The sequence below is a fragment of the Streptomyces sp. A1277 genome (assembly GCF_004795015.1).
Lineage (GTDB): Bacteria > Actinomycetota > Actinomycetes > Streptomycetales > Streptomycetaceae > Streptomyces.
This window is the reverse complement of sequence record NZ_SSBI01000021.1, coordinates 14,108-34,419: the sequence shown is the minus strand read 5'-3', so window position 1 is coordinate 34,419 and position 20,312 is coordinate 14,108. Positions and strand designations below refer to the sequence as shown.

Below are 20,312 nucleotides of genomic sequence, written 5' to 3'. Positions count from 1 at the left end.
GAGGTGGGATTCGCCATCGTGGATCTCATGAGCGCACCGCCCGCACCCGGGCCCACCACCGAGCCGCCCGCCGCACCGGCAGCCCCAGCCCCCGCACAGACCGCCGCCCCCACCGGCCCCGTGCCCCGGCCGGCGCTGGACTGGCGGCTGCGCTTCGCGGCGCTCTCGCTCATCTGGGGATTCAGCTTCCTCCTGATCAAGGTCGGGACCGACGGGTACGCCCCGTTCCAGGTCACGTTCGGCCGGCTCCTGTCGGGGACGGCCGTTCTGGCCGTGGTCATGGTGGTGAAGCGGGAACGGCTGCCGCGCTCCGCGCGCACCTGGGGCCATCTGGCCGTCGCGGCCTTCTTCCTCAACGCCCTGCCGTTCTCCCTCTTCGCCTATGCCGAACTGAGCATCCCGTCGACGCTGGCCGGCATCTGCAACGCGACCTCGCCCCTGTGGGGCATGGCACTGTCGCTCGTCGCCCTCTCGGAGGACCGGCCGACCCGCCGCCGCGTCGCCGGTCTCGGGCTCGGCTTCCTCGGCGTCCTGACGGTGCTGGGGGCCTGGCAGGGCTTCTCCGGGCTGGACTTCAGCGGCACGGCCATGGCGCTCCTGGCCTCGCTGAGCTACCCGGTCGGCTGGATCTACGTCCGCCGGACGCTGGCGGGCAGCGGTGCGTCCACGCTCGCCCTCACCGGCAGCCAGCTCTTTCTCGGCACGGCGCAACTCGCCCTGGTGACCCCCTTGTTCTCCTCCGCCCCCGGGGGCTTTCCGCTGCTGCCCACCCTGGCCGTCGTCGCGCTGGGGGCCCTGGGCACGGGGGTCGCTGTGCTCCTCCAGTACGGGCTGGTCAACGAGGTCGGGCCGACGACCGCGCAGATGGTCACCTACTTCATCCCGGTGATCGCCACCGCCGCCGGAGTGGCCGTGCTCGGCGAGCAGTTGAGCTGGAACACCCCCGTGGGCGCGCTCGTCGTCCTGGCGGGTGCCGCGCTCACCCAGAGCCGGCGCCGCTCCGCCCCGGCCGCCCCCGCCGCCGCTCCCCCGCGCCGATCCGTGACCGGCTCACCACCTCAGCCGTAGCTCAGCGGGCGCGCGGGCCCCGCCGCCGCTGCCACCGCGTCCGCCAGGGGTCCGATGTCGGCGTCGGCGAGCGGCGAGACGGTGAGCCGGATGCCCTGGGGCGCGGAGATACGGAACCGCGCCCCGGGCGCCACCGCCCAGCCCGCGTGCAGCAGCCGCGCCACCGCCCCGGTCTCGTCGCTGACCGGGACCCACACGTTCATCCCGCTGCGCCCGTACGCCTCGATGCCCCGGTCGGCCAGTGCCCGCACGAGCGCGTCGCGGCGGCGGGCGTAGGACCGGGCCACCTCGCGCGTGTCCACCGCGTCCGTCCGCCACAGGTGCACCACGGTCCGCTGGAGCAGCCGGCTGACCCAGCCGGGGCCCAGCCGCTGGCGCCCGGACACCCGGTCGGCGGTGACCGCGTCCCCGGTCATCACGGCGACCCGCAGGTCCGGCCCGTACGCCTTGGCCACCGAGCGGACGAACGCCCAGCGGTCCGTCGCCCCCGCCAGGGGATACACGGGCAGGTCCACGATGGCGTGCCCGTGGTCGTCCTCGATGAGCAGGACGCCCCGGTGCCCGGAGAGGACCGCCCGCAACTCCGCGGCCCGCCCCTCGGAGACCGCCGCACCCGTCGGGTTCTGCGCCCGGTCCGTGACGACGACGGCCCGCGCGCCCGCTCGCAGCGCCGCGTCGAGCGCGTCCGGCAGCGGCCCCTCGTCGTCCAGCGCCATCGGGGCGGGGCGCATGCCGAGCGCGGGCACGAGGTCCAGCAGCCCGCCCCAGCCGGGGTCCTCGACCGCGACCAGGTCGCCCGGCCGCAGATGGGCGACGAGCACCCGCTCGATCGCGTCGAGCGACCCCGAGGTGGCGATCACCGGCCCGGCCGGAACGCCGTCGGCGTCCATTGCGGCGCGCGCGAGCGCCGCGAACTCCGGGTCGACGGGCGCCTGGGCGTACATCCCCGGCTCCCGGGCGTACGCCTGCGCGACCGAGGCGAACGCCTCGCCCAGCCGTGGCAGCAGCGCCGGGTCCGGATTGCCCTCGCCCAGGTCCCGCACCCCGGGCGGCGCCTCGACCCGCATCGACCCGCGCGCGGTGCTCGCCGGGCGCGGCCTGACCCGGCTGCCCCGGCGCCCGGCGGTCTCGATCACCCCGCGCTCGCGCAGGATGCGGTACGCCGCGGCGACCGTATTGGGGTTGACCTCCAACCGGATGGCCAACTCCCGCATGGGCGGCAGGACCTGACCGGGAGCCAGCTCCCCGGAGGCGACCCCCTGCTCCACACTGGCGGCGATTTCGGCTGCACGCCGCCCACTGATCCGATACTCTCCTAGCACAAACAACAGTATGCACTAGTGCAATGGAGTCCGCAATGCCGGAGACCGCACCCCAGCAGACCATGTCCCCGGACAGCGCGGCCGGCTACGAGCCGACCGGCCGCACGGTCCCCACCCGGTCGCGCGAGCGGGCCTCGTACGACCGCGAAACGGTCCACTCGATACTCGACGCCGCCTACCTCTGCCACCTCGGCTTCGTGCGCGACGGGGCGCCCGTCGTCCTGCCGACCCTCTTCGGCCGGGTCGGCGAACGGCTCTACGTCCACGGCTCGACCGGCTCGCGGCCGCTGCGGGCGGCGGACGGGAGCGAGGCGGGGCTGCCCGTGTGCCTGACGGTGACGCACGTCGACGGCCTGGTGCTGGCCCGTTCCGCCTTCCACCACTCGCTCAACTACCGTTCCGTGGTGGTCCACGGCACCGCGTACACGGTGACCGACCCCGGGGAGCGGCGCACCGCCCTCGACGCGATCGTGGATCAGGTGGTGCCGGGGCGTTCCAAGGACGCGCGGCCCGCGGACGGCAAGGAACTGGCGGCCACGGCCGTGATCCGGCTGGACCTGCGCGAGGTCTCCGCCAAGATCCGCACGGGCGGCCCGAACGACGAGCCCCGCGACCTCGCCCTGCCGCACTGGTCCGGAGTCGTCCCCGTCGCCCCCGCCTACGCCGCGCCGGTCCCGGCCGACGACCTGGACCCCGCGATCGAGGTCCCCGCGTACCTGAACACGCTCTGACCGGCCTACGCCGCCTCCCGGGCCCGCCACCACCCGCACGGCCCTACCGCCCGGCGGCGGCCCGCTCGCCGGACGTGTCCTCACCGGCCTCCCCGACCGCGCCGCCGGGTCCCGAGGCGACGGGTCCGGACGGCGGCCGGGGGGTGGCCGACTGCGCGATGAAGGCGCCGGCCAGGACGAGCGCGCCGCCGATGAGCTGCGGGGCGGCCAGGTGTTCGCCGAGCAGCACCCAGGCGAGCACGGTCGCGATGACCGCCTCCAGGCAGGCGACGACGCCCGCGACCGCAGGGGACAGCAGCCGCACGGAGACCACACCGGTGACGTACGCGATGACGGTGGCGAGCAGCACGATCCAGACCAGCAGCAGCCAGGCCGGCACCCGCGTGCCGTCCATGGCCGCGCCGCCGCCGAGCACCGACCAGTCCATGCCCCACGGGCGCGCGACCGCGGTGAGCACGAGGGCCCCGACGAGCAGCCCGTAGGCGATGACCCCGACCGGATGCGCAGGCTCCGCACCGCCCGGCGACGCCTCGCCGCCGCCCTGGTCGGAGAGGACGAAGTAGCCGACCTGGCAGCAGGCGGCGCCGAGCGCGAGCAGCAGCCCGACGACGTCGAAGCTCAGCCCGGCCCACACCTCGACCACGCAGGCCAGGCCACCGACCGCGAGCACGACGCCGAGGGCCGCCGCCCGGGTCACCGGCCGCCGCTGGACGAAGCGCACCCAGCCGAGGACGAGTGCCGGCGCCAGGTATTCCACCAGCAGCGCGACGCCCACCGGGATGCGGGAGATGGCGGCGAAGTAGCATGCCTGCACCCCGGCCACGGCCAGCAGCCCGAAGCCCAGCAGCAGCACGGGCCGGCCGCGTACCAGCGCCCGGTGGCGCCAGGCCACGGGCAGCATGACGAGCGCGGCGCCCGCCACGCGCAGCCAGACCACGTGGAGCGGGTCGAGCCCCGCCTCGATCAGCGGCTTGGCCGCCACTCCCGAACCGCCGAATGCGAAGGCCGAGGCGAGGGCGAGTCCCAGGCCGGCGCTTCTCCCCTGAGACGCGTGCATCGGCACATCATGGCAGCTGGGGTCAGGAGCGTCACCCCTGTGACACCTGACCGAGGTAACACTCCGATGTCATCCGCGCCCCTGACGTACGCCCACACAGCCTCCGGGCACGGAGCAACCGGGGGCCCGCCCGTACACGTCCCACAGGCAGGAGCGGTTGTTCGCGGCGCGACGGGAGGGGGCGGGGTGAGCTGGCTGGTGTCCCTGCCGGCGCTCGACGGGCGCGATTACGTCTACCGGGTCCACGCACCCCTGGACGCGCTGCCCGCGGATCTGTTCTGGGCCGCGTTCCACTGCCACGACGACGGGCCGCATCCGCGCGCGTCCGACCGCTTCGACGCGGCACTGATCCGGCGTGCGGGTCCGGAGCGGGCCGCACAGAACTGACGCTTCGTCAGTATTGAATGTTCCGGCCGCTGCGGCTACGTTCCGCGACACCGTAACCCGAAGCGAAGGGGTGGTCGCATGGCCGAAGTCAGTGCAGAGACACGTATCGGAGCACCGGCCGAGAAGGTCTGGGCCCAGCTCACCGACTTCAGCAGGTACGGGGAGTGGAACGCCACCCACACCAGCTTCCCCAAGGGCGGCCCGGCCGCACTGGAACTCGCGGCGACCTACGAGGAGAACATGAAGCTCATGGGCTTCCCGGCCGAGGTGACGTGGACCGTGTCGGAGCTGGAGACCGGCCGGCTGCTGACGACCACGGGCAAGGGCCCGATGGGCGTGAACCTGCTGATGCGCTACGCACTGACCCCGGACGGGGACGCCACCGCGCTCCGCATCGACGGCGAGTTCACCGGCGCGGCGGTCTCCTTGATGGCCGGCAAGCTCAGGGACTCGGCGACGGCCGCGCTCAACGAGTCGCTGCGCAAGCTGGACGGCCTGATCGTCGCCTGAACGACCGCTCCCCCGGCACGGGAAGGGCCCGGCGGTCTGCCGCCGGGCCCCCTTCCCCGCAACTCCCCCTCCGGCCGTCGCACCGCCCACGATCCGGTCCGGGGCTCAGTGCTCGTCGGCGAGGATCAGGTACAGCTTCTTGCGGGCGTCGTTGATGACCGTGAGCGCCTTCTCGCGCTGATCGGTGGAGCCGGTCTTCCAGACCTGCCCGAACGCCTCCATCAGACCGAACCCGGCCTGCCGGATCTCGTTCACGCCCTCCCAGTCGACACCGCGCCCGGCCTCTTCCCAGGGCGCCTCGGGCCCCGTCTCGGCCTCGGTGCGACCGGTGTCGGTGAGCGTGAACAGCTTCTTGCCGCCCTCGCTCGCGCTGGTGATCAGGCCCTCGTCCTCCAGCAGCTGGAGGGTCGGGTACACCGACCCCGGACTGGGCCGCCAGGCCCCGCCACTGCGCTCGCCGATCTCCTGGATCATCTCGTAGCCGTGCATCGGCCGGTCCTTGAGCAGCGCCAGGATCGACGCCCGCACGTCACCGCGCCGCGCCCGCCCCCGGCCACCGCCCCGACCGCGCCCGCCACCGAACGGGCCGCCGCCGAACGGCGGACCGAACGGCCCGAACGCCGCCCGACGCCCCTCGAAGTCACCCCGCCGCTCGTCGGGCCCACCCGGGCCGCGCCCGCGCCCGCGCCCATGACCGTGTTCGTGCCCGTGCTCATATCCATGTGAACGCATGACCGTTCTCCTTCTCACGTTGATCTTTCATGTATCGCCGACCTGTCGCGATGGCTCAACGATATATCGGAATAGTTCGCATGGCAACCCGGTGGCCGTGGCTCGTCCGCTGACCTGTGTCAGTGGATGTTGATCGATTGCCAGCAAAGGCGGATCAATTGACTTCTGTGCCAGTTAGGGATGACTGTCCGCAGGGTTTGTGACAGTGGAGGATGACCGCAGACGGCGACGATCACTCTGCTCGGCGGGTCTGTAGTGTGCGGCAATGACAAGAAGCGAGCGGCTCGCGGAGCAGTTGGACTGGTACTGGCGCAAGAACCTGCGGCCACGGCTGGAAGGTCTCACCGACGAGGAGTACTTCTGGGAGCCGGTGGGCGGCTGCTGGAGCATCCGCCCACGTGGCACGTCGGCCGCACCGATGTCGGACGGTTCGGGGGAATGGACGCTGGACTACGCGTCCCCCGACCTGGTGCCGGAACCGGCGCCGGTGACCACGATCGCCTGGCGCCTTGGGCACGTCATCGTCTCGTGCCTGGCCTATCGGGTCGAGTGGTACTTCGGCGGCCGGGACTTCGACTCCGAGGCGTTCGCCTACGCGGGGACCGCTGACGAGGCGCTGAAACAGCTCGATGAGATGTACGGGCGATGGAACGCGGGGGTCCGCGAGCTCTCGGATGCCGACCTGGAGAACCCGCCCGCGATGGGTCCCGAGCGGTTTCCCATGGAGAACAGAGTCCTGCACGTCAACAGGGAGCTGATCCATCATGGCGCCGAGATTTCCCTGCTGCGCGACCTCTACCGCTGGCAGGACGGAGCCGTACCGCGCCGAATATAACTTTCGGTAACCGGCGATCGAGCTTCGGAAATCTACGTGGCCTACGTGACGTTCCGTGGCTGCTGCCGCCGAGAGGCCTTTCAACCTTCCCCACGTTTTTCTTCGGGACAGGACAGCGTCGTCTTCCGTCGTCGATATGCCTTCTGGCGGCAGCGCTGGGAGCATGTCCGGCGCTGTGACCTGCGACTTCCTTCTGGCATAGGGCCTGAACAGACTGGGCAGCGTGGTGCTTCGAGGGGTTCGTTGCGGGTCGGGGCGAGGGCGTCAGCCCTCGCCCCGACCGTTTTGGGTGGAGCCGCGGGTCCCGGCAACGGGACGGGGCTCGGGGGTGTTGCCGCTCGTGCTTCTGCGGATGACTGGTAGGCCCGCTGCCGGCATCGGGCTGAACACGTGCGCCGCCGTGACTGTCCGCGGCCAGGAGGTAGTGGCTGTTCGCAGATCTCGCATGTGCGGGCAGGCGTCGGTTCCGGTTCCCGGGGTGGGGCGGGGGGACGGGGTGGTCTTGTTCTCCAGCGGTAGGCGGACTGACGACAGCGTTGCGAGCACGTGCGTCGTCGGCTCTTCGCGGTGCTCGGCGCCAAGGGGCCTTCGCAGACCGGACAGGCCGACGATGAGTCGTCCTCCGGGTTCGAAGACGCCTCGACGGTCTGTTGGTTGCGTTGCTGTCGTTCGAGGTAGGCGGTCCGTCGGCAGGCCGACGAGCAGAGCGGACGGCGCTGGCCGAACTGCATCCGCATGACTTTGCCGCAGATCCGGCAGGGTTCCCGGCGCCACTCGCTGGCGGGGTATCGCTTGCGGTGTCTCCTTTGTCGGCAGGCCCTCGAGCAGGTCAGGGGTTTGGCGCCGAACATCGACTTGCGCCGGATCGGGGCTCCGCATTCCTTGCACTCGATTGTGTTCAGGATCAGCTGAAGATCGGCCGGGTCGCGGCCGGCGGCAGCGGCGAGGCGTGGCCAGGTTGGTTTGCCGAGGTGTTGGGGTGGTTCGGCAAGGTATTTCCGCAGGTAGGCGGGAGGAAGGAAGTTCGCCTTGGCAAGGCGTGTGATGAACGAGGCGGCTCCTTCTCCGCGCTGCGGACGGACCGTGAACGGAAGGTGGGCGACCTCGGTGTCCGGGGCCGGCGACGTCATCCGTCGATGCCGGGCTGTTTGCGGCGGGAGGCGATGTCGAGGTCGACGGCCAGCAGACCGGCTTTGGTGATCTTCTCGGTGCCGGTGAGGATGGCGTCGACGGCGGCCCCGCGGAGCTGGTGGGACAGGGTGCCGATCATGCCGCCGGTGCGGGTGTGCAGGAACCGGTCCAGGCGGGTGAGGGTGCCGGGTTTGCGCTGGTGCAGCAGGAGGTTCGTCTCCAGCTGGGCGACCAGGGCCTTCCATTCCGCGTTGTAGGGGAAGGGGTGGGTGTCCACCCCTGTGAAGCGGGCGGCGATCTGGTCGCCGCGGGTGCCGGTCAGCAGGCTGCTGTCCTCGATGTCGATGCCCGCGTAGGCGAAGGTCGCCGGGATCCGCTCGGAGAAGTACTTGAGTGTGTCGGACGCGTCGGCTCCGACACGAGTCTGCAGCGAGATGTTGTGGATCTCGTCGACCAGGACGAGGCCGGTGCGGGCTTTGGTGCAGACGCCGACCACGGCTTCGGTGAGGTCGGTGATGTTGGAGCTTCGCAGGACCGGGAGGCCGAGGAACCGGGCGAACTCGGCGGCGATCATGCGGGGTGTCGCGGCGGGTGGAACGGTGATGTAGATGACCGGTATGCGCTCGTCCTGCCCGGGGTGCCGGCGACGGTCCTGGAGTTCGTGGGCCAGGCCGAGCTGGGTCAGAGCGATTGTTTTGCCGGTGTTGGCCGGACCGGTGACGATCAAGCCGCGGCGTGCGCTGATGGCACCGCGGTTGAGGACGGTCAGGCGACGTCCGCAGGTGACGGTGCGGCGGACAGTAGAGGTGGCGACCACTTGGAGACGGCCGTGGTGGTCGAGCCGGTCGTCGTCGTAGTCGTACTTCTCCTCTTTACTCAGGGCGTCGTACTCGTTCTTCGTCAGCAAGGTCATCGTGGTCCGGCTCGTCGACGCAACGAATTGCTGCCAGCCGGGCAGGACGGTCAGGTACTGGCCGAAGTCGTCGTGCGGGCCGCTGTCGGGCATCGTCGTCATGATCTCTTCCAAGGGTCCTCGAGCGGGTCGAAGAGCCCCAGCGGGATCACCTCGGCCATGGTTTCCTCGTCGTCCGCCGGCTCATGCGGGGCGGGTTCGTCCTGCGTGCTCGGCGGTGGCGGCGTGGTGGTGGCCTTGGTGCGGGCCGCGACGCGGCGGTCCTTCTTGGCCGTTGCGGCTTTCCGGCTCTTCTTCGCCGTCGGCCGGGCGGGGCCGGCGTGTGCGCGGGTGAGCAGGTCAGCGACGGCCTCGGCGAGTTCTTCCTCGGTGGCCTTGGGCAGTTGGTGGCTGACGTGGTCCCAGGCCAGGTCGCCGAAGGGGACCGGGGTGCGGTTCAAGTACTTCCAGGTCGCCTGGACCCATTCCCCGTCGCCGCGGTGATTGCGTACCCAGACGCGGGAGACGTCGTAGGGGTCACGGTGGACCTCCCAGAGCCCGCGTTTGGCGGTGATGCCCGAGTCGCGGCGTCGCATCGGCCCGAGTTCGGGGGCGTCGTAGGTGCGGTTGTTGATCCGGATGCCGTAGGAGTTGACGGCCCGCCAGGCCGCGGGCAGGAGTTCGATGTAGTCCTGGCCGCTGAGCGCGACCGGGACGTAGCCGCATGCCTCGACCAGGGCGGCGTACTTCTGGTTGGGGGTGAACAGGCGTCCGGGGTGGCTGGGGTCGCGCAGGCCCTCGTGCGGCCGGTTCTGCCATTTGGCGACGATCCACTCGTCCAGCAGGTCCTGGAGTTCGGGCAGTGACCACAGGTTCTCCTCCTCGGGATGCCGGCCGCGGTGGTCGGTGTTGCGGCCGGTGTAGCCGGGGAGGAACTGGGCGAACATCGTCGCGACGGAGCCCAGCATCTTCTCGATGTGCCCCTTTTCGAAGGGCGAGCCCTTGTGCGTGGGCTGGAAGTCGATCTCCAGGAACCGGCAGGACGCCCGGAAGTTGTGCGAGATGAACACCTTGCCGTGATCGCAGACGATCATCTCCGGGACGATCACCGGCTTGGCCGCAGCGTGCTCGAGGCGTTCGTCGATCGTCAGCAGGCGGCGGTGCGGCAGCACCGAGCGCGACATCTTCAGTGCGTCGATCCAGCCCGGCCGCATCAGTTCCGGCGTGACGGTGCGGGCCAGCAGCACGCTGGCGTCGACCGACTTCGTGGTGGGCCTGAGCACCGCCGCGGTCAGCGTCCTGGACGCGACGTCGATCATTCCGGTCAGTTCGACCTTGCCGACCACTCCGTCGTCGAGGCGGACCATGACGTCCAGCGGGGTGGAGTCGATCTGCATGACCTCGCCCGGAGCCGACACCGTCAGCTCTCCGAACGGGGCAGCAGCCCCATGGGCCATCGACCTCCGGGTAACCGCCGACCCGGTCGCGTGCGTGCCCGCCGCCAGCCTGTCCAGCAGACGGTAAAGCGTCCGCCGCGACGGCAGTTCGGCCAGGTCACCGCCGTTGTCCCGGAAGATCTCCCCAGTCCTCCAGATCAGGTAGGACCCGTTGCGTGTCGAGGTCTCGACGCCCTCCTTGATCGCCTGCCGCATCGCTGCAACGACGGCATCCGGTGCGTCACCGAACTCCTTGCGCTTGCGCCCCGGCCGGTGGTCCACGAGCCTGGCCAGTCCGACCAGGCCGTCCTCCATGTAACGGCGTCGCCGCAGCCCCACCGCCCCGGACTTGAGCTCATGGCCGAGGGCCGCGAGTTCGGCCGCCTTGCTCTTCTGGCGCGAGGTCACCGACGTGCCCGGTCCGTAACCTGGCCGCGGCGGTGTGCCGGGTTCGGCGCCGGGCGGCAGCCCGTGCAGGACCTCGAGGATGTGCCCTTCCCACCACAGTGCCCGCTTCATCACTTCGGGATCGAAGGTCTCCAGCAGGCCGGACGGAGGCAGCGGCATACGTTCGGGTTGGAAAAGGATCTCGAAGTTCGCCGTCTCGAACAGATCGATCAGGGCGACCACTCGGTGCGGTGTCTCAGCGTCCTCCAGCACCGCCGCCTGTGCGGTGACCTCGAGAACCCCCCTGACCTGGCCCTCGAACCGGACCCGCTGGCCGACCGCCAAGGCTGGCGGCCGCTTCAGGCTGCCCATGTGTTTCCCTCCGTCCAGACTAGGCTGTCGGTCTCCATCAGTCCTCCCACCAGGTCCGTCTTCAAGGCACCGGACCACAGCAGATGGAACAGCACCGGCAGAACCTGCAGACGGTCACCGACCAGCCCGGCGCCGTCCCAGAGCCCCATCGGTTCGCGGAAGACCTCCAGGAGCCGATCCGCCACCACCGCTGGCCGGCCGCAACGGGCCCTCCGATACCGGGACAGCCAGCGGACGTTCGCCATGAACACCGGTTCGGGCCGTCCGGCCCACTCGAACTCCCAGCCCACGGCCCGGCAGGCATGTCTGGTCGCGTCGAACGCCTCCTGCGTCGCCTCATCCATCTCGTCCTCGGCCCGGACGTCAACGATGCGGGCGCGGCCGTCGGACAGCCGGACGAAGTAGTCGGGAGCGTGCCGACGCTTGCGGATGCCGTCGTGCCAGTGCAGCCAGAACGGCTGCGAGACGATCGCGGCCACGTGCGGATCACGGTCCAGCAGAATCAGCCGGTCCCTCTCCAGCCATGACTCGTAGCCCACGTGATCCCGGACCGTCGCCGAGTAGTACCACCCGGCGAACCCGTGACCGTCCTTGCGCCAGCTGAACTCCCGTACCGGATCCGCAGCTTCAAAGGGCGTGTCCCAACTCGACCCCAGCGACCGGCGTACAAGCGAGCCGTTGACGGAAATAGCCAGGTCAAAGGCCGTAAGGGAGCCTCGTCCAACACACCGACAAGTGCCCCCACCACGTCCCCCGCCTGCTGTACGTCAGGTGATCATCCTTTGGTGGCACAAACTAGCGTTGATCATTCATCAGTGGCAATCGATCAGGGTTAACTGACACCAGGTCACGCCCGCCCGCGCCGTTCCCCGCACACCCCTGACCCCGGCGTGGCTGCGCTCATCGGCAGTGGCCGGTGAGGGGCGTGTCCGAGGGCAGCGCCCGCAGACGGACAGCGCCGGCCTCACCGGCCCCGAGGTGTATCCCGCCGCGGAACCCGGGCAGCCGCGGGAGGGCTACCGCCCTTCGCCCCGCAGCCCGAGCACGTACCCTGCGGTCAGCGCCACGCCCCTGTCCTCGTCCCGCGTCAGTTCCGCGAGCGCGCCCGACGCCGTGGCTCCGGGGATGTCCGCGAGCGCCTGGGTGAGGCCGCGGCGGGCGGACGGGCCCAGGGTGCTGTCGGCGAGGCGGGCGACGAGGCCGGCGGCGATGCGCTCGGCGGTCTCCGGGGCGGCGGCCAGCGCGGCCAGCGTGTCGGCCGCCTCGACGTCCCGGACCTCCTCCGCGACCATGTCGACCAGCGTCGGCACCGCATCGGCCACCCCGCGCGCCCCGAGCGCCGGAGCCGCTCGCCTGCGGACCGCGAGGTCGGGGTCGGCCAGGGCCGCCCGGAGCAGCGCGGTCGCCGCATCGCCCGGGGTCTCGGCGATGGCCAGGACCGCCCGCGCACGGACCTCGGCCGCGGGCGCCGCAAGGCCCTCTGCGAGCAGGACGAGTCCGCCGCCGGCCTGGGCCAGGGCCCACCGCAGGGCGCCGGCCACGACCGGGTCACGCTCACTGAGGACCGCGTCCACCAGGGCCCCCACCGGCACCGATGCCTCGTCCACCGAGGAGAGCGCCGCACGCTGGCGCGTGCCGGGGCTGCTGGACCCCAGCGCCTGGAGCAGGGCGACGGTGCGCAGGACCCCGTCCCAGTCCTCGGGCTCGGCGGCGCCGATCCGGCTCAACCGGGTCAGCAGCTCCGTCTCGCTCGCGATGCGCTCCCGCGTCCGGCGGGTGAGATCGTCGACGAGCTCCGCGGGGCTGAAGCCCGGATCGTCCAGCGCGCGCCCGACTTCGCGCAGCGTCAGCCCCAGGGACCGCAGGCTCTCGATGTGGAAGATCCGCCGGACGTCCGCGGCGGAGTACTCCCGGTAGCCGACGTCGTTGCGCCCCGTGGGCCGCACCAGGCCGAGCGACTCGTAATGCCTGAGCATGCGGGCGCTGACCCCGGACCTCCGTGCCACCTCACCGATCAGCACCGCGCGTCACCCCTCCTGACCGTAACCGCCCAGGGCCACCATGCGCTTCGCCTCCTCGATCGCGAACTCGAACCCGGCATCCGGGTCACGGAGCAGCTGCTGCGTGGCGAGCGCGTGCTGCCGCACCTGCGGGTCGGGGTGCGCCGTCGCGGTGCTCAGGACGGGCTCGACGGCCTCGCCCAGCGCGATCATCGCGCGGCTGAGGCTCAGCTGCGTCTCCCGCCCGCCGCGCCCGAGCTGTTCCGCCAGCGCCTCGGCGAGCCCGGGCTCCTCGCCCTCGGGTACCAGGACGACCGCCGCCCGCCAGGCGGCCCGCGCCACCTCGTCGTCGGCGTCGGTCAGCAGCGCCCGGGTGATGGCGGGCCACGCCTGCCGCTCCCCGGTCCCCTCCGCCGTCCTCTCCCCGGTCTTGGACAGCGTGTGCAGGGCCTGGCTGCGGGCCTGGGCGCGGTCCGAGCCGAGTTCACCGACGAGCGCGGGGACCGTCAGGGCGGGCGGGTGCCGGGTGAGCGCCCAGGTCAGCATCTCTCGTACGGAGAAGTCCGGCTCGGTCCCGCACCGCTCGACCAGCCCGTCGATGAGCCGCGGGTCCGGGGCCGAGCCCACCGCCAGCGCCGCCCTCAGCCGGACCGAGGCATCGGCGTGCCCCAGCCCCCGCAGCGCACGCGTCATGGTCGTGTCCTCGTTCGGCATGGTCATCCGGACCACCTCCTCGTCAGCACGAGTGAAGTGCTTGTCACTGTGACAAGGTCAAGCCGAGGCTCGTTTCCGGGCCGCCGACCCCGAATTGGCCTTGGTCCGTGGGCTCGCCCCGCGCTTACGGTCGGGGCATGAGGATTCGTACCGTCGACGCGTTCACCGACCGCCCCTTCACCGGCAACCCGGCCGGCGTCCTGCTGTTCGGCCCCGAGGGCTTCCCCGAGGACGGCTCACTCCAGCGGGTCGCCGCCGAGCTGAACCTCTCCGAGACCGCGTTCGCCCACCCCCTGCCGCCGGCTGGCGCGGCGGACTGGGCGCTGCGGTGGTTCACGCCGGTCACCGAGGTGGACATGTGCGGCCACGCCACGCTCGCCACCGCCCATGTCCTGCACACCACCGGGGCCGCGAGCGGCACCGTGCGCTTCGCCGCCCGCTGCGGCACGCTCACCTCCACCGCGCACCCGGACGGCTCGGTCACGCTCGACTTCCCCACCGCGCCACTGATCCCCGAGGCCGCGCCCGCCGGGCTCGCCGAAGCGCTCGGTGCCCAGCCGCTGTCCGTCCACGACACCGGCCCGCACGTGGGCGACCTGCTCGTGGAGCTGAAGGACGAGGCGGCGGTACGGGGCCTCGTCCCCGACTTCGCGGCGCTGGCCGGCCTCTCCCGGCGCGGTGTCATCGCCACGGCAGCCGCCGCGCCGGGCGCGGCGTACGACTACGTGTCGCGCGGCTTCTTCCCCGCGGTGGGCATCGACGAGGACCCGGTGACGGGCAGCGCCCACACCGCCCTGGCCCCCTTCTGGTCGGCCCGGCTCGGCCGCGACGAACTGACCGGACTCCAGGCGTCCGCCCGCTCCGGACTCGTCCGCACCTCGCTGCGCGGCGCCCGCACCCTGCTGACGGGCCACGCGGTCACGGTCCTGGACGGCGAGCTGCTCGTCGCCCCGTGACAACGGCGGGGGCGTACGGACCACCCCGTACGCCCCCGTGTCCCACGACCGCGCTCGCCGCCGTTCACGGCGTGGGCAGCCAGTCCACCTTCCCGGCGAGCAGCGCGTACCCGACGAAGGCGCCGATGTCGAGGAGCGCGTGCGCCGCGACCAGCGGTCCCACCCGCTGCCAGCGGCGGTACAGCAGCACGAAGACGATCCCCATCACCATGTTGCCGATGAACCCGCCGATGCCCTGGTAGAGGTGGTACGAGCCGCGCAGCACCGAACTCGCGACCAGCGCCGCCATCGGCGTCCACCCCAACTGCCCCAGCCGGCGCAGCAGGTATCCGACGACGATCACTTCCTCCAGCACCGAGTTCTGGAGTGCCGAGAGGATGAGGACGGGGAACTTCCACCACACCTCGGGCAGCGACTCGGGGACGACCGTGAGGTTGAACCCGGCGGCCCTGGCCACCAGATAGAACGCCAGTCCGGCGCTGCCGATCCCCGCCGCGACCACCGTGCCGCGCGCCAGGTCCTGCCCCGGCCGGGTGCGGTCGAAGCCGATGACCCGCAGCCCCGCCCCTTCCCGGATCAGCAGATGCGCCACCAGCGCCACGGGCACCAGAGCCGTCGCGATACCGAACAGCTGCCAGGCGAGATCCAGCCAAGGGCGGCCCGGAGCGTACGAACCGTTGAGGGTCGCCGCCTGATCCTTCAAACCCCCTGGTTTCGTCAGCGATCCGACAAAACTGATGAGGGCAGACACTCCGCTCGCCCCCAGCGAGAGCGCCAGCACGAGCACTGCCTCGGACCGGAGAATCCGTTGTGACACGGCCTCCTGGGGAAAAGAATCAGCCACACGCCCCGCCTCCACCTGTACACCTGCTCTCAGTTGTGCATTCGCGTCCCAAGCCCCTCGCCGCCCCGCTAGGGTCTCGAATGCAGGTACGAAGATCATGCGCGACAGGCCGGGGGGCGAGCGCCATTGCCGATGGTGTGGTCCCCCATTTCCTTGTTCATCCTCAAGGAGGGGCACCACCGACATGGGACGTCACAGCTTGCCCGACGACTACGCCGCGGCCGGAGGCGGGGACCGTCCACCGCGCCGCCGGCGCACCGTCGTCATCGCCACCGTGCTCGTACTCGCCGTGGCGGGGGGAGCGGCGATCGCGGTACAGGGCGGGTTGCTCTCGTTCTCGAAGTCGTGCGAGGACAGCGCCGTACACCTGTCCATGGTGACCTCGCCGGACATCGCTCCCGCCGTGCGTGCCGTCGCCGACCGGGCGCGCAAGGACGAGGTGCGCTCCGACGGCCGCTGCCTCGACGTGAACGTGGTGGCCCGCGACTCGTACAAGGTGGCGGACGCGCTCGCCAGCGGCACCCGCGCCCCCGACTACCAGATATGGCTTCCCGACTCCGATCTGTGGCTGAGCCGGGCCAAGGGCGACGGGGACGCCATCCCGATCACGCCGGGCGATTCGATCGCCTCCTCCCCCGTCACGCTGGCCATGGTCCCCACGGCCGCCAAGAGCCTGGGCTGGCCCAGGAAGACGTACTCCTGGGCGGAGTTGACGGGCGCGGCCATGGAGTCGGACAAGGTGCGGCTCGGCGCGGCCGACCCCGCGCGTTCCGCCACCGGCCTGCTGGCCCTGTCCAGCATCGGCGCGTCCGCCGGCAAGCAGGGCGGGGACAGCGACACCAGGGTCGCGGCCACCGCGAAGCTGCTCGCCCAGCGGATGTCGGACGGGGACACCCAGGTGGTGGCGACCCTGCCGCAGGACGGCTCCGGCGCCGAGGAGGGCAATCCGGCACGCAACCAGGCGGTGCTGCTCTCGGAACAGGCCGCCTTCGCCCACAACGCCGAGTCCACGGGCGACGGAAAGGTCGATCTCTTCTACCCGAAGGACGGCACTCCGCTGCTCGACTACCCGTTCACGCTGGTCGACGAGCAGAAGCAGAGCACGGACGAGAGCCGCGCCGCACTGCGCTTCATGACCCTGCTCTCCGAGGACAGCTCCCTGCGCACCCTCCAGGAGCACGGCTTCCGCACCACGGACGGCTCGGCCGACGAGAAGGTGGTCGCGGCGGCGGGTGGCGAGAAGCCTCAGCCGTACGCCGAGCGGCAGCCGCCCCCGCCCTCGGACGAGGCGCTCCAGGAGACGCTCGGCATGTGGACGATCACCGTGCAGAGCGCACGGCTCACCACGGTCGTCGACGCCTCGGGCTCGATGGCCACGATCGTGCCGGGCCGCAACCAGTCCCGCATGGACGTCACCAAGGCGTCCCTGATCCAGGCCCTCAACCAGTTCACGCCGAACGACGAGATCGGCCTGTGGGAGTTCGCCACCACGCTCGACGGCGACAAGGACTACCGCCGGCTGGTACCGACCTCCCGGCTCGGTGACGCGGAGAAGGGCGGCGGCACCCACCGGGAGAAGCTGGCCGCCGCGTTCGCCGCGCTCCAGCCCGTCCCGGACGGCGCGACCGGCCTGTACGACACGATCCTGGCCTCGTACAAGGAGGCGCAGCGCACGTATGTGAAGGGCAAGTTCAACGCGGTCGTGATCCTGACCGACGGTTCGAACCAGGACGAGCGGTCCATCTCGCGCTCCGCCCTCATCGACGAGCTGAAGGCCATCGCCGACCCGGACCGCCCGGTCCCGCTGCTGGCCATCGCGGTCGGCCCGGAGGCGGACCGGGAGGAGGTGGACCAGATAGCCCAGGTCACCGGGGGCGGCGGCTACCAGGTGAACGACCCGGCCGAGATCCAGGCGGTGATCCTCCAGGCCGTGATGACCGCGGGCCAGAACGGCCGCACGGCCGAGTAGCGGCGGTGGCCGGGGGCCGGGGCGCGTGCGGTGCGCCCCGGCCACCGGCCACGTGCCACGGCTTACGGCCGGGCCGCGCCCGCCCCGTCACAGCGTCCAGATGCCCACCGGCCAGCTGTGCACGGGGTCGCCGCCCTGCATCAGCTCCGCGTAGCGCCGGGTCATCGCGGCGAGCGCGGCGCCCCGGTCGAGCCCGGCCTCGCGCGCCCGGTGGTAGGTGTCCGCCTGCCAGGACGCGCCGTTCGTCCGCCGCTTGCAGCGCTCCTCGATGATCCCGAGGTAGTGGTCCCGGTCGGCCGGCTCGATGTTCCAGGCGTCGAGCCCAGCGGCGGCCAGCGGCAGCAGCTCGTCCCGTACCAGCTTCACCACCGGCACCCGGGTCAGGCCCCCGGAGCGGCCCGGCCTCGGCCACAGCAGCTCGGCGTCGATGCCCCGGCGGCACGCGGTCTCGAAGTTCTCCGCGGCGGCGGAGAACGGCATCCGGGTCCACACCGGACGCGACTCCTCCGCGAGGGCCCGGACCAGGCCGTAGTAGAGCGCGGTGTTGGCGATGACATCGGCGACGGTCGGGCCCGCGGGCAGCACCCGGTTCTCCACCCGGAGGTGGGGCACGCCGTCCGCCAGCCCGTACACCGGCCGGTTCCACCGGTAGACCGTGCCGTTGTGCAGGACCAGCTCCTGGAGGCGCGGCACCCCGCCGTCGGCGAGCACGCGCAGCGGCTCCTCCTCGTCGCAGATGGGCAGCAGCGGGGGGAAGTAGCGCAGGTTCTCCTCGAAGAGCTCCCGGACCGAGCCGATCCACTTCTCCCCGAACCAGGTCCGGGGCCGCACGCCCTGATTGCGCAGTTCGGGCGGCCGGGTGTCGGTGGCCTGCTCGAACAGCGGCGGCCGCGACTCGCGCCACACCTCGCGGCCGAACAGGAAGGGCGAGTTGGCGCCCAGGGCCACCTGGACGGCGGCGACGGCCTGGGCCGCGTTCCACACGTCGGCGAAACGTTCCGGCGTCACCTGGAGATGCAGCTGGAGCGAGGTGCAGGCCGCCTCCGGGGTGATCGATCCGGAGGTGCAGACCAGTCGCTCGACGCCTTCGATATCCAGCGAGAAATCTTCGCCGCGGGCCGCGACCATTTGATCGTTCAGCAGGGCGTAGCGGTCCACGTCGGAGAGATTGGACCGGACCATGTCGTCGCGGCCGAGCGTCGGCAGGATTCCGATCATCATGATCCCGGCATCGACTTCACCGGCCTTCCGGTCGGCATATCCGAGCCCGGTCCTCAGCTCTTCGGCCAGCTGATCGAGAACGCGCCCCGACAGATGGTGGGGGACTATGTTCACCTCCAGATTGAACATCCCCAGTTCCGTCTGGAAATCCTGGCTCGCGATGCGCTCCAGCACCTGCCCATTCAACATCTTCGGCATGGCGTCGGAGCCCGTCAGATTCAGCTCGATCTCCATGCCCATGAGGTTGCGCGGCCGGTCGAACCGCCGCTCGGCCAGAAGTCCGGACAGCGCCTCCAGGCACTGGTGCAGCTTCCTCCGGTACTTCTGCCGGTCGGACAGGTCAAAGGCGCCCGCGACGACCTTCTCCCCCATCGAAGTGTCCCTCCTCGAGTGGACAGCACGCGGCCGGGGCCGCTCGCATCACGATCGATAATGCCCGCAGGACGTGATCCGTAACGCCCCGCGGACGGCGCGCACCCGCTAATCTGAGCGCCGGGGCCCCCGGCACATTCACTCGGCATGAAGCCACGACCGGTTTCCCGTACGGAGGGCTCGTAAAACTCCGATGGGTTTCAGCCGACCGCGGTGCGGGAAAAACCCGAGGCGGCGGCTGCGCCGCTCGCGCCGAAACAGCACGATCTCCGCATAATAAAGTCCGGATACCGCCTTGCCGGCAATAGCCGTGGCGGCTAGTGGAAACACCGCGTGAACACGTGTCGTATAAACTCCGCGGACGAGGCAGAGAGTTGACGCACCGGCTCAGTCACCGGCCTCCTCCGGCCCCGCACGCCGACAGCGCCGTCTGCTGCACCCGCCCGCGCACCACCGTGTCTCCGAAGTGAGAGGCGAGCCAATTATGCCGCTGCATGTTCCCCCGGCCCCCGCGCCCGCGCTGAGAAGCGTTCTCGCGGCGCTCGGTTCACCGACCGCGGTCCGCGAGGCCCGTACCCCCGCCCTGCGGTCCGCACAGGGACCTCTGAGCCCCGAACACCCGCTGCCCGTCCACGTGCTGGACCTCGTCCCGGGCGGAGTCGCGCCCGTCACCCGGCTCGCCGCCTGGCGCTTCCAGATCCGCAGCACGGAGCGGGCGGTGGCGGCGGCGGACACCATGCTCACACCCGACGGCTGGGCCTTCTCGCACTTCTTCGAGGGCCCGTACATCGCCTCGACGGAGCTCGCCCTGCGCCAGGCGGAGGGAATGAGCATCCCCTGCCAGCCGAGGCTGCTGTCCATCCCCGACCTCTACATGCTGGCCCTGTGGCTGCACGGCGACCCCGAGGCCGACGCCTCCTGCGGCTCCCCCGCCCCGGCCGACCTGCTCGTGCCGCTGGCGCCCGCTCCGCCGGGCATCGCGGCGCACCGCCCGCACCGGGCCGCCGATCTCCTGCCCGTGATCACCACCCGCATCACCCCGGGCACGGGCCCCCTGCTGGGCTCCCCGGCCCCCGCCTGAAACCGGCGGCCCTCCCCTTCCGGGCGCTGTGCCCCGTCACCCGGTCCGGGCGGCGGGGCACAGCGCCCGGTCCGGCGTGCCGGGCCCGGCCCATCCGGACTAGTCCCATCCGGCCACCCCGAACCACCCGAAGGGGCAGTGCAGTTGAGTTGAGCCGTCCGGGCGGGTGACGCGTCATGGGAGGCGGGTAAGCGCTGCGGCGAAATCCCTGCGGATTGACGGCCGTGGGGCAACACTGGGACCGGACCGATCGAAACGGGGGCGGCCATGAACACCTCGCCACACCGCGGGACAC

17 protein-coding genes and 1 pseudogene are annotated in these 20,312 nt (G+C 71.4%); 8 read left to right on the top strand and 10 right to left on the bottom strand.

Features of this window, described 5'->3' with window-relative positions; genetic code table 11:
* Window positions 1–27: 27 nt before the first annotated feature.
* Window positions 28–1,068, top strand: coding sequence for a DMT family transporter (locus tag E6R18_RS16225; RefSeq protein WP_136317597.1), 1,041 nt, complete (start codon window positions 28–30; stop codon window positions 1,066–1,068).
* On the opposite strand, the gene E6R18_RS16220 is transcribed toward E6R18_RS16225, so the two are convergent.
* On the bottom strand, window positions 1,059–2,390 hold the full coding sequence (locus tag E6R18_RS16220) for an aminotransferase class I/II-fold pyridoxal phosphate-dependent enzyme (protein ID WP_136317596.1): 1,332 nt from the start codon (window positions 2,388–2,390) through the stop codon (window positions 1,059–1,061). The two genes, E6R18_RS16225 and E6R18_RS16220, sit on opposite strands and share 10 nt — an antisense overlap.
* 35 nt (window positions 2,391–2,425) lie before the next feature.
* On the opposite strand from E6R18_RS16220, the gene E6R18_RS16215 reads away from it, so the two are divergent.
* Entirely contained in the window at window positions 2,426–3,121 is a 696-nt protein-coding gene (locus E6R18_RS16215; protein ID WP_136317595.1) for a pyridoxamine 5'-phosphate oxidase family protein, read from the top strand.
* A 43-nt stretch (window positions 3,122–3,164) separates the two neighbouring features.
* Here the strand turns inward: E6R18_RS16215 and E6R18_RS16210 are convergent, their stop codons facing one another.
* Entirely contained in the window at window positions 3,165–4,178 is a 1,014-nt protein-coding gene (locus E6R18_RS16210) for an EamA family transporter (protein ID WP_136317594.1), read from the bottom strand.
* A gap of 186 nt (window positions 4,179–4,364) precedes the next feature.
* Between E6R18_RS16210 and E6R18_RS16205 the strand changes: the two genes are divergently transcribed.
* Both E6R18_RS16205 and E6R18_RS16200 read left to right on the top strand, forming a co-directional pair.
* Complete coding sequence (locus E6R18_RS16205) at window positions 4,365–4,565, top strand: hypothetical protein (protein ID WP_136317593.1); 201 nt, start codon at window positions 4,365–4,367, stop codon at window positions 4,563–4,565.
* Window positions 4,566–4,643: 78 nt separating this feature from the next.
* Window positions 4,644–5,075, top strand: coding sequence for an SRPBCC family protein (locus tag E6R18_RS16200; RefSeq protein WP_136317592.1), 432 nt, complete (start codon window positions 4,644–4,646; stop codon window positions 5,073–5,075).
* Window positions 5,076–5,180: 105 nt separating this feature from the next.
* Here E6R18_RS16200 and E6R18_RS16195 read toward each other — a convergent pair whose 3' ends face one another.
* On the bottom strand, window positions 5,181–5,807 hold the full coding sequence (locus tag E6R18_RS16195) for a PadR family transcriptional regulator (protein WP_136317591.1): 627 nt from the start codon (window positions 5,805–5,807) through the stop codon (window positions 5,181–5,183).
* A 265-nt stretch (window positions 5,808–6,072) separates the two neighbouring features.
* Between E6R18_RS16195 and E6R18_RS16190 the strand changes: the two genes are divergently transcribed.
* Window positions 6,073–6,642 carry a DinB family protein gene (locus E6R18_RS16190; protein ID WP_136317590.1) on the top strand — a complete coding sequence of 190 codons (570 nt, stop codon included), beginning with the start codon at window positions 6,073–6,075 and terminating at the stop codon, window positions 6,640–6,642.
* 1,126 nt (window positions 6,643–7,768) lie between these two features.
* Here E6R18_RS16190 and E6R18_RS16185 read toward each other — a convergent pair.
* The 5 genes and pseudogenes from E6R18_RS16185 to E6R18_RS16165 all read right to left on the bottom strand — a co-directional run bounded on the left by E6R18_RS16185 (window position 7,769) and on the right by E6R18_RS16165 (window position 13,580).
* On the bottom strand, window positions 7,769–8,788 hold the full coding sequence (locus E6R18_RS16185) for an ATP-binding protein (protein WP_136317589.1): 1,020 nt from the start codon (window positions 8,786–8,788) through the stop codon (window positions 7,769–7,771).
* Complete coding sequence (locus E6R18_RS16180) at window positions 8,785–10,860, bottom strand: Mu transposase C-terminal domain-containing protein (RefSeq protein ID WP_136317588.1); 2,076 nt, start codon at window positions 10,858–10,860, stop codon at window positions 8,785–8,787. Before E6R18_RS16180 ends, E6R18_RS16185 begins: the two co-directional genes overlap by 4 nt.
* Window positions 10,848–11,587: pseudogene (locus E6R18_RS16175) on the bottom strand (TnsA-like heteromeric transposase endonuclease subunit). Before E6R18_RS16175 ends, E6R18_RS16180 begins: the two are co-directional and overlap by 13 nt.
* Before the next feature lie 289 nt (window positions 11,588–11,876).
* Window positions 11,877–12,881: a MerR family transcriptional regulator gene (locus E6R18_RS16170; RefSeq protein ID WP_168712369.1), complete on the bottom strand. Its 1,005-nt coding sequence runs from the start codon at window positions 12,879–12,881 to the stop codon at window positions 11,877–11,879.
* 6 nt (window positions 12,882–12,887) lie between these two features.
* The gene (locus E6R18_RS16165; RefSeq protein ID WP_136317587.1) at window positions 12,888–13,580 is read right to left on the bottom strand and encodes a HEAT repeat domain-containing protein; all 693 of its coding nucleotides are present in this window, start codon (window positions 13,578–13,580) and stop codon (window positions 12,888–12,890) included.
* A gap of 131 nt (window positions 13,581–13,711) precedes the next feature.
* Between E6R18_RS16165 and E6R18_RS16160 the strand changes: the two genes are divergently transcribed.
* The gene (locus E6R18_RS16160; protein WP_136317586.1) at window positions 13,712–14,530 is read left to right on the top strand and encodes a PhzF family phenazine biosynthesis protein; all 819 of its coding nucleotides are present in this window, start codon (window positions 13,712–13,714) and stop codon (window positions 14,528–14,530) included.
* A gap of 64 nt (window positions 14,531–14,594) precedes the next feature.
* Here the strand turns inward: E6R18_RS16160 and E6R18_RS16155 are convergent, their stop codons facing one another.
* On the bottom strand, window positions 14,595–15,374 hold the full coding sequence (locus E6R18_RS16155; RefSeq protein WP_136317585.1) for a CPBP family intramembrane glutamic endopeptidase: 780 nt from the start codon (window positions 15,372–15,374) through the stop codon (window positions 14,595–14,597).
* Window positions 15,375–15,558: 184 nt separating this feature from the next.
* Between E6R18_RS16155 and E6R18_RS16150 the strand changes: the two genes are divergently transcribed.
* Window positions 15,559–17,343, top strand: a complete 1,785-nt coding sequence (locus tag E6R18_RS16150) for a substrate-binding domain-containing protein (protein ID WP_240799756.1) — start codon at window positions 15,559–15,561, stop codon at window positions 17,341–17,343.
* An 87-nt stretch (window positions 17,344–17,430) separates the two neighbouring features.
* Here E6R18_RS16150 and E6R18_RS16145 read toward each other — a convergent pair whose 3' ends face one another.
* Complete coding sequence (locus tag E6R18_RS16145; protein ID WP_136317584.1) at window positions 17,431–18,936, bottom strand: glutamate-cysteine ligase family protein; 1,506 nt, start codon at window positions 18,934–18,936, stop codon at window positions 17,431–17,433.
* 484 nt (window positions 18,937–19,420) lie between these two features.
* Here E6R18_RS16145 and E6R18_RS16140 point away from each other — a divergent pair, with 484 nt between their 5' ends.
* Window positions 19,421–20,017, top strand: a complete 597-nt coding sequence (locus E6R18_RS16140; RefSeq protein ID WP_136317583.1) for a hypothetical protein — start codon at window positions 19,421–19,423, stop codon at window positions 20,015–20,017.
* Window positions 20,018–20,312 lie beyond the last annotated feature (295 nt).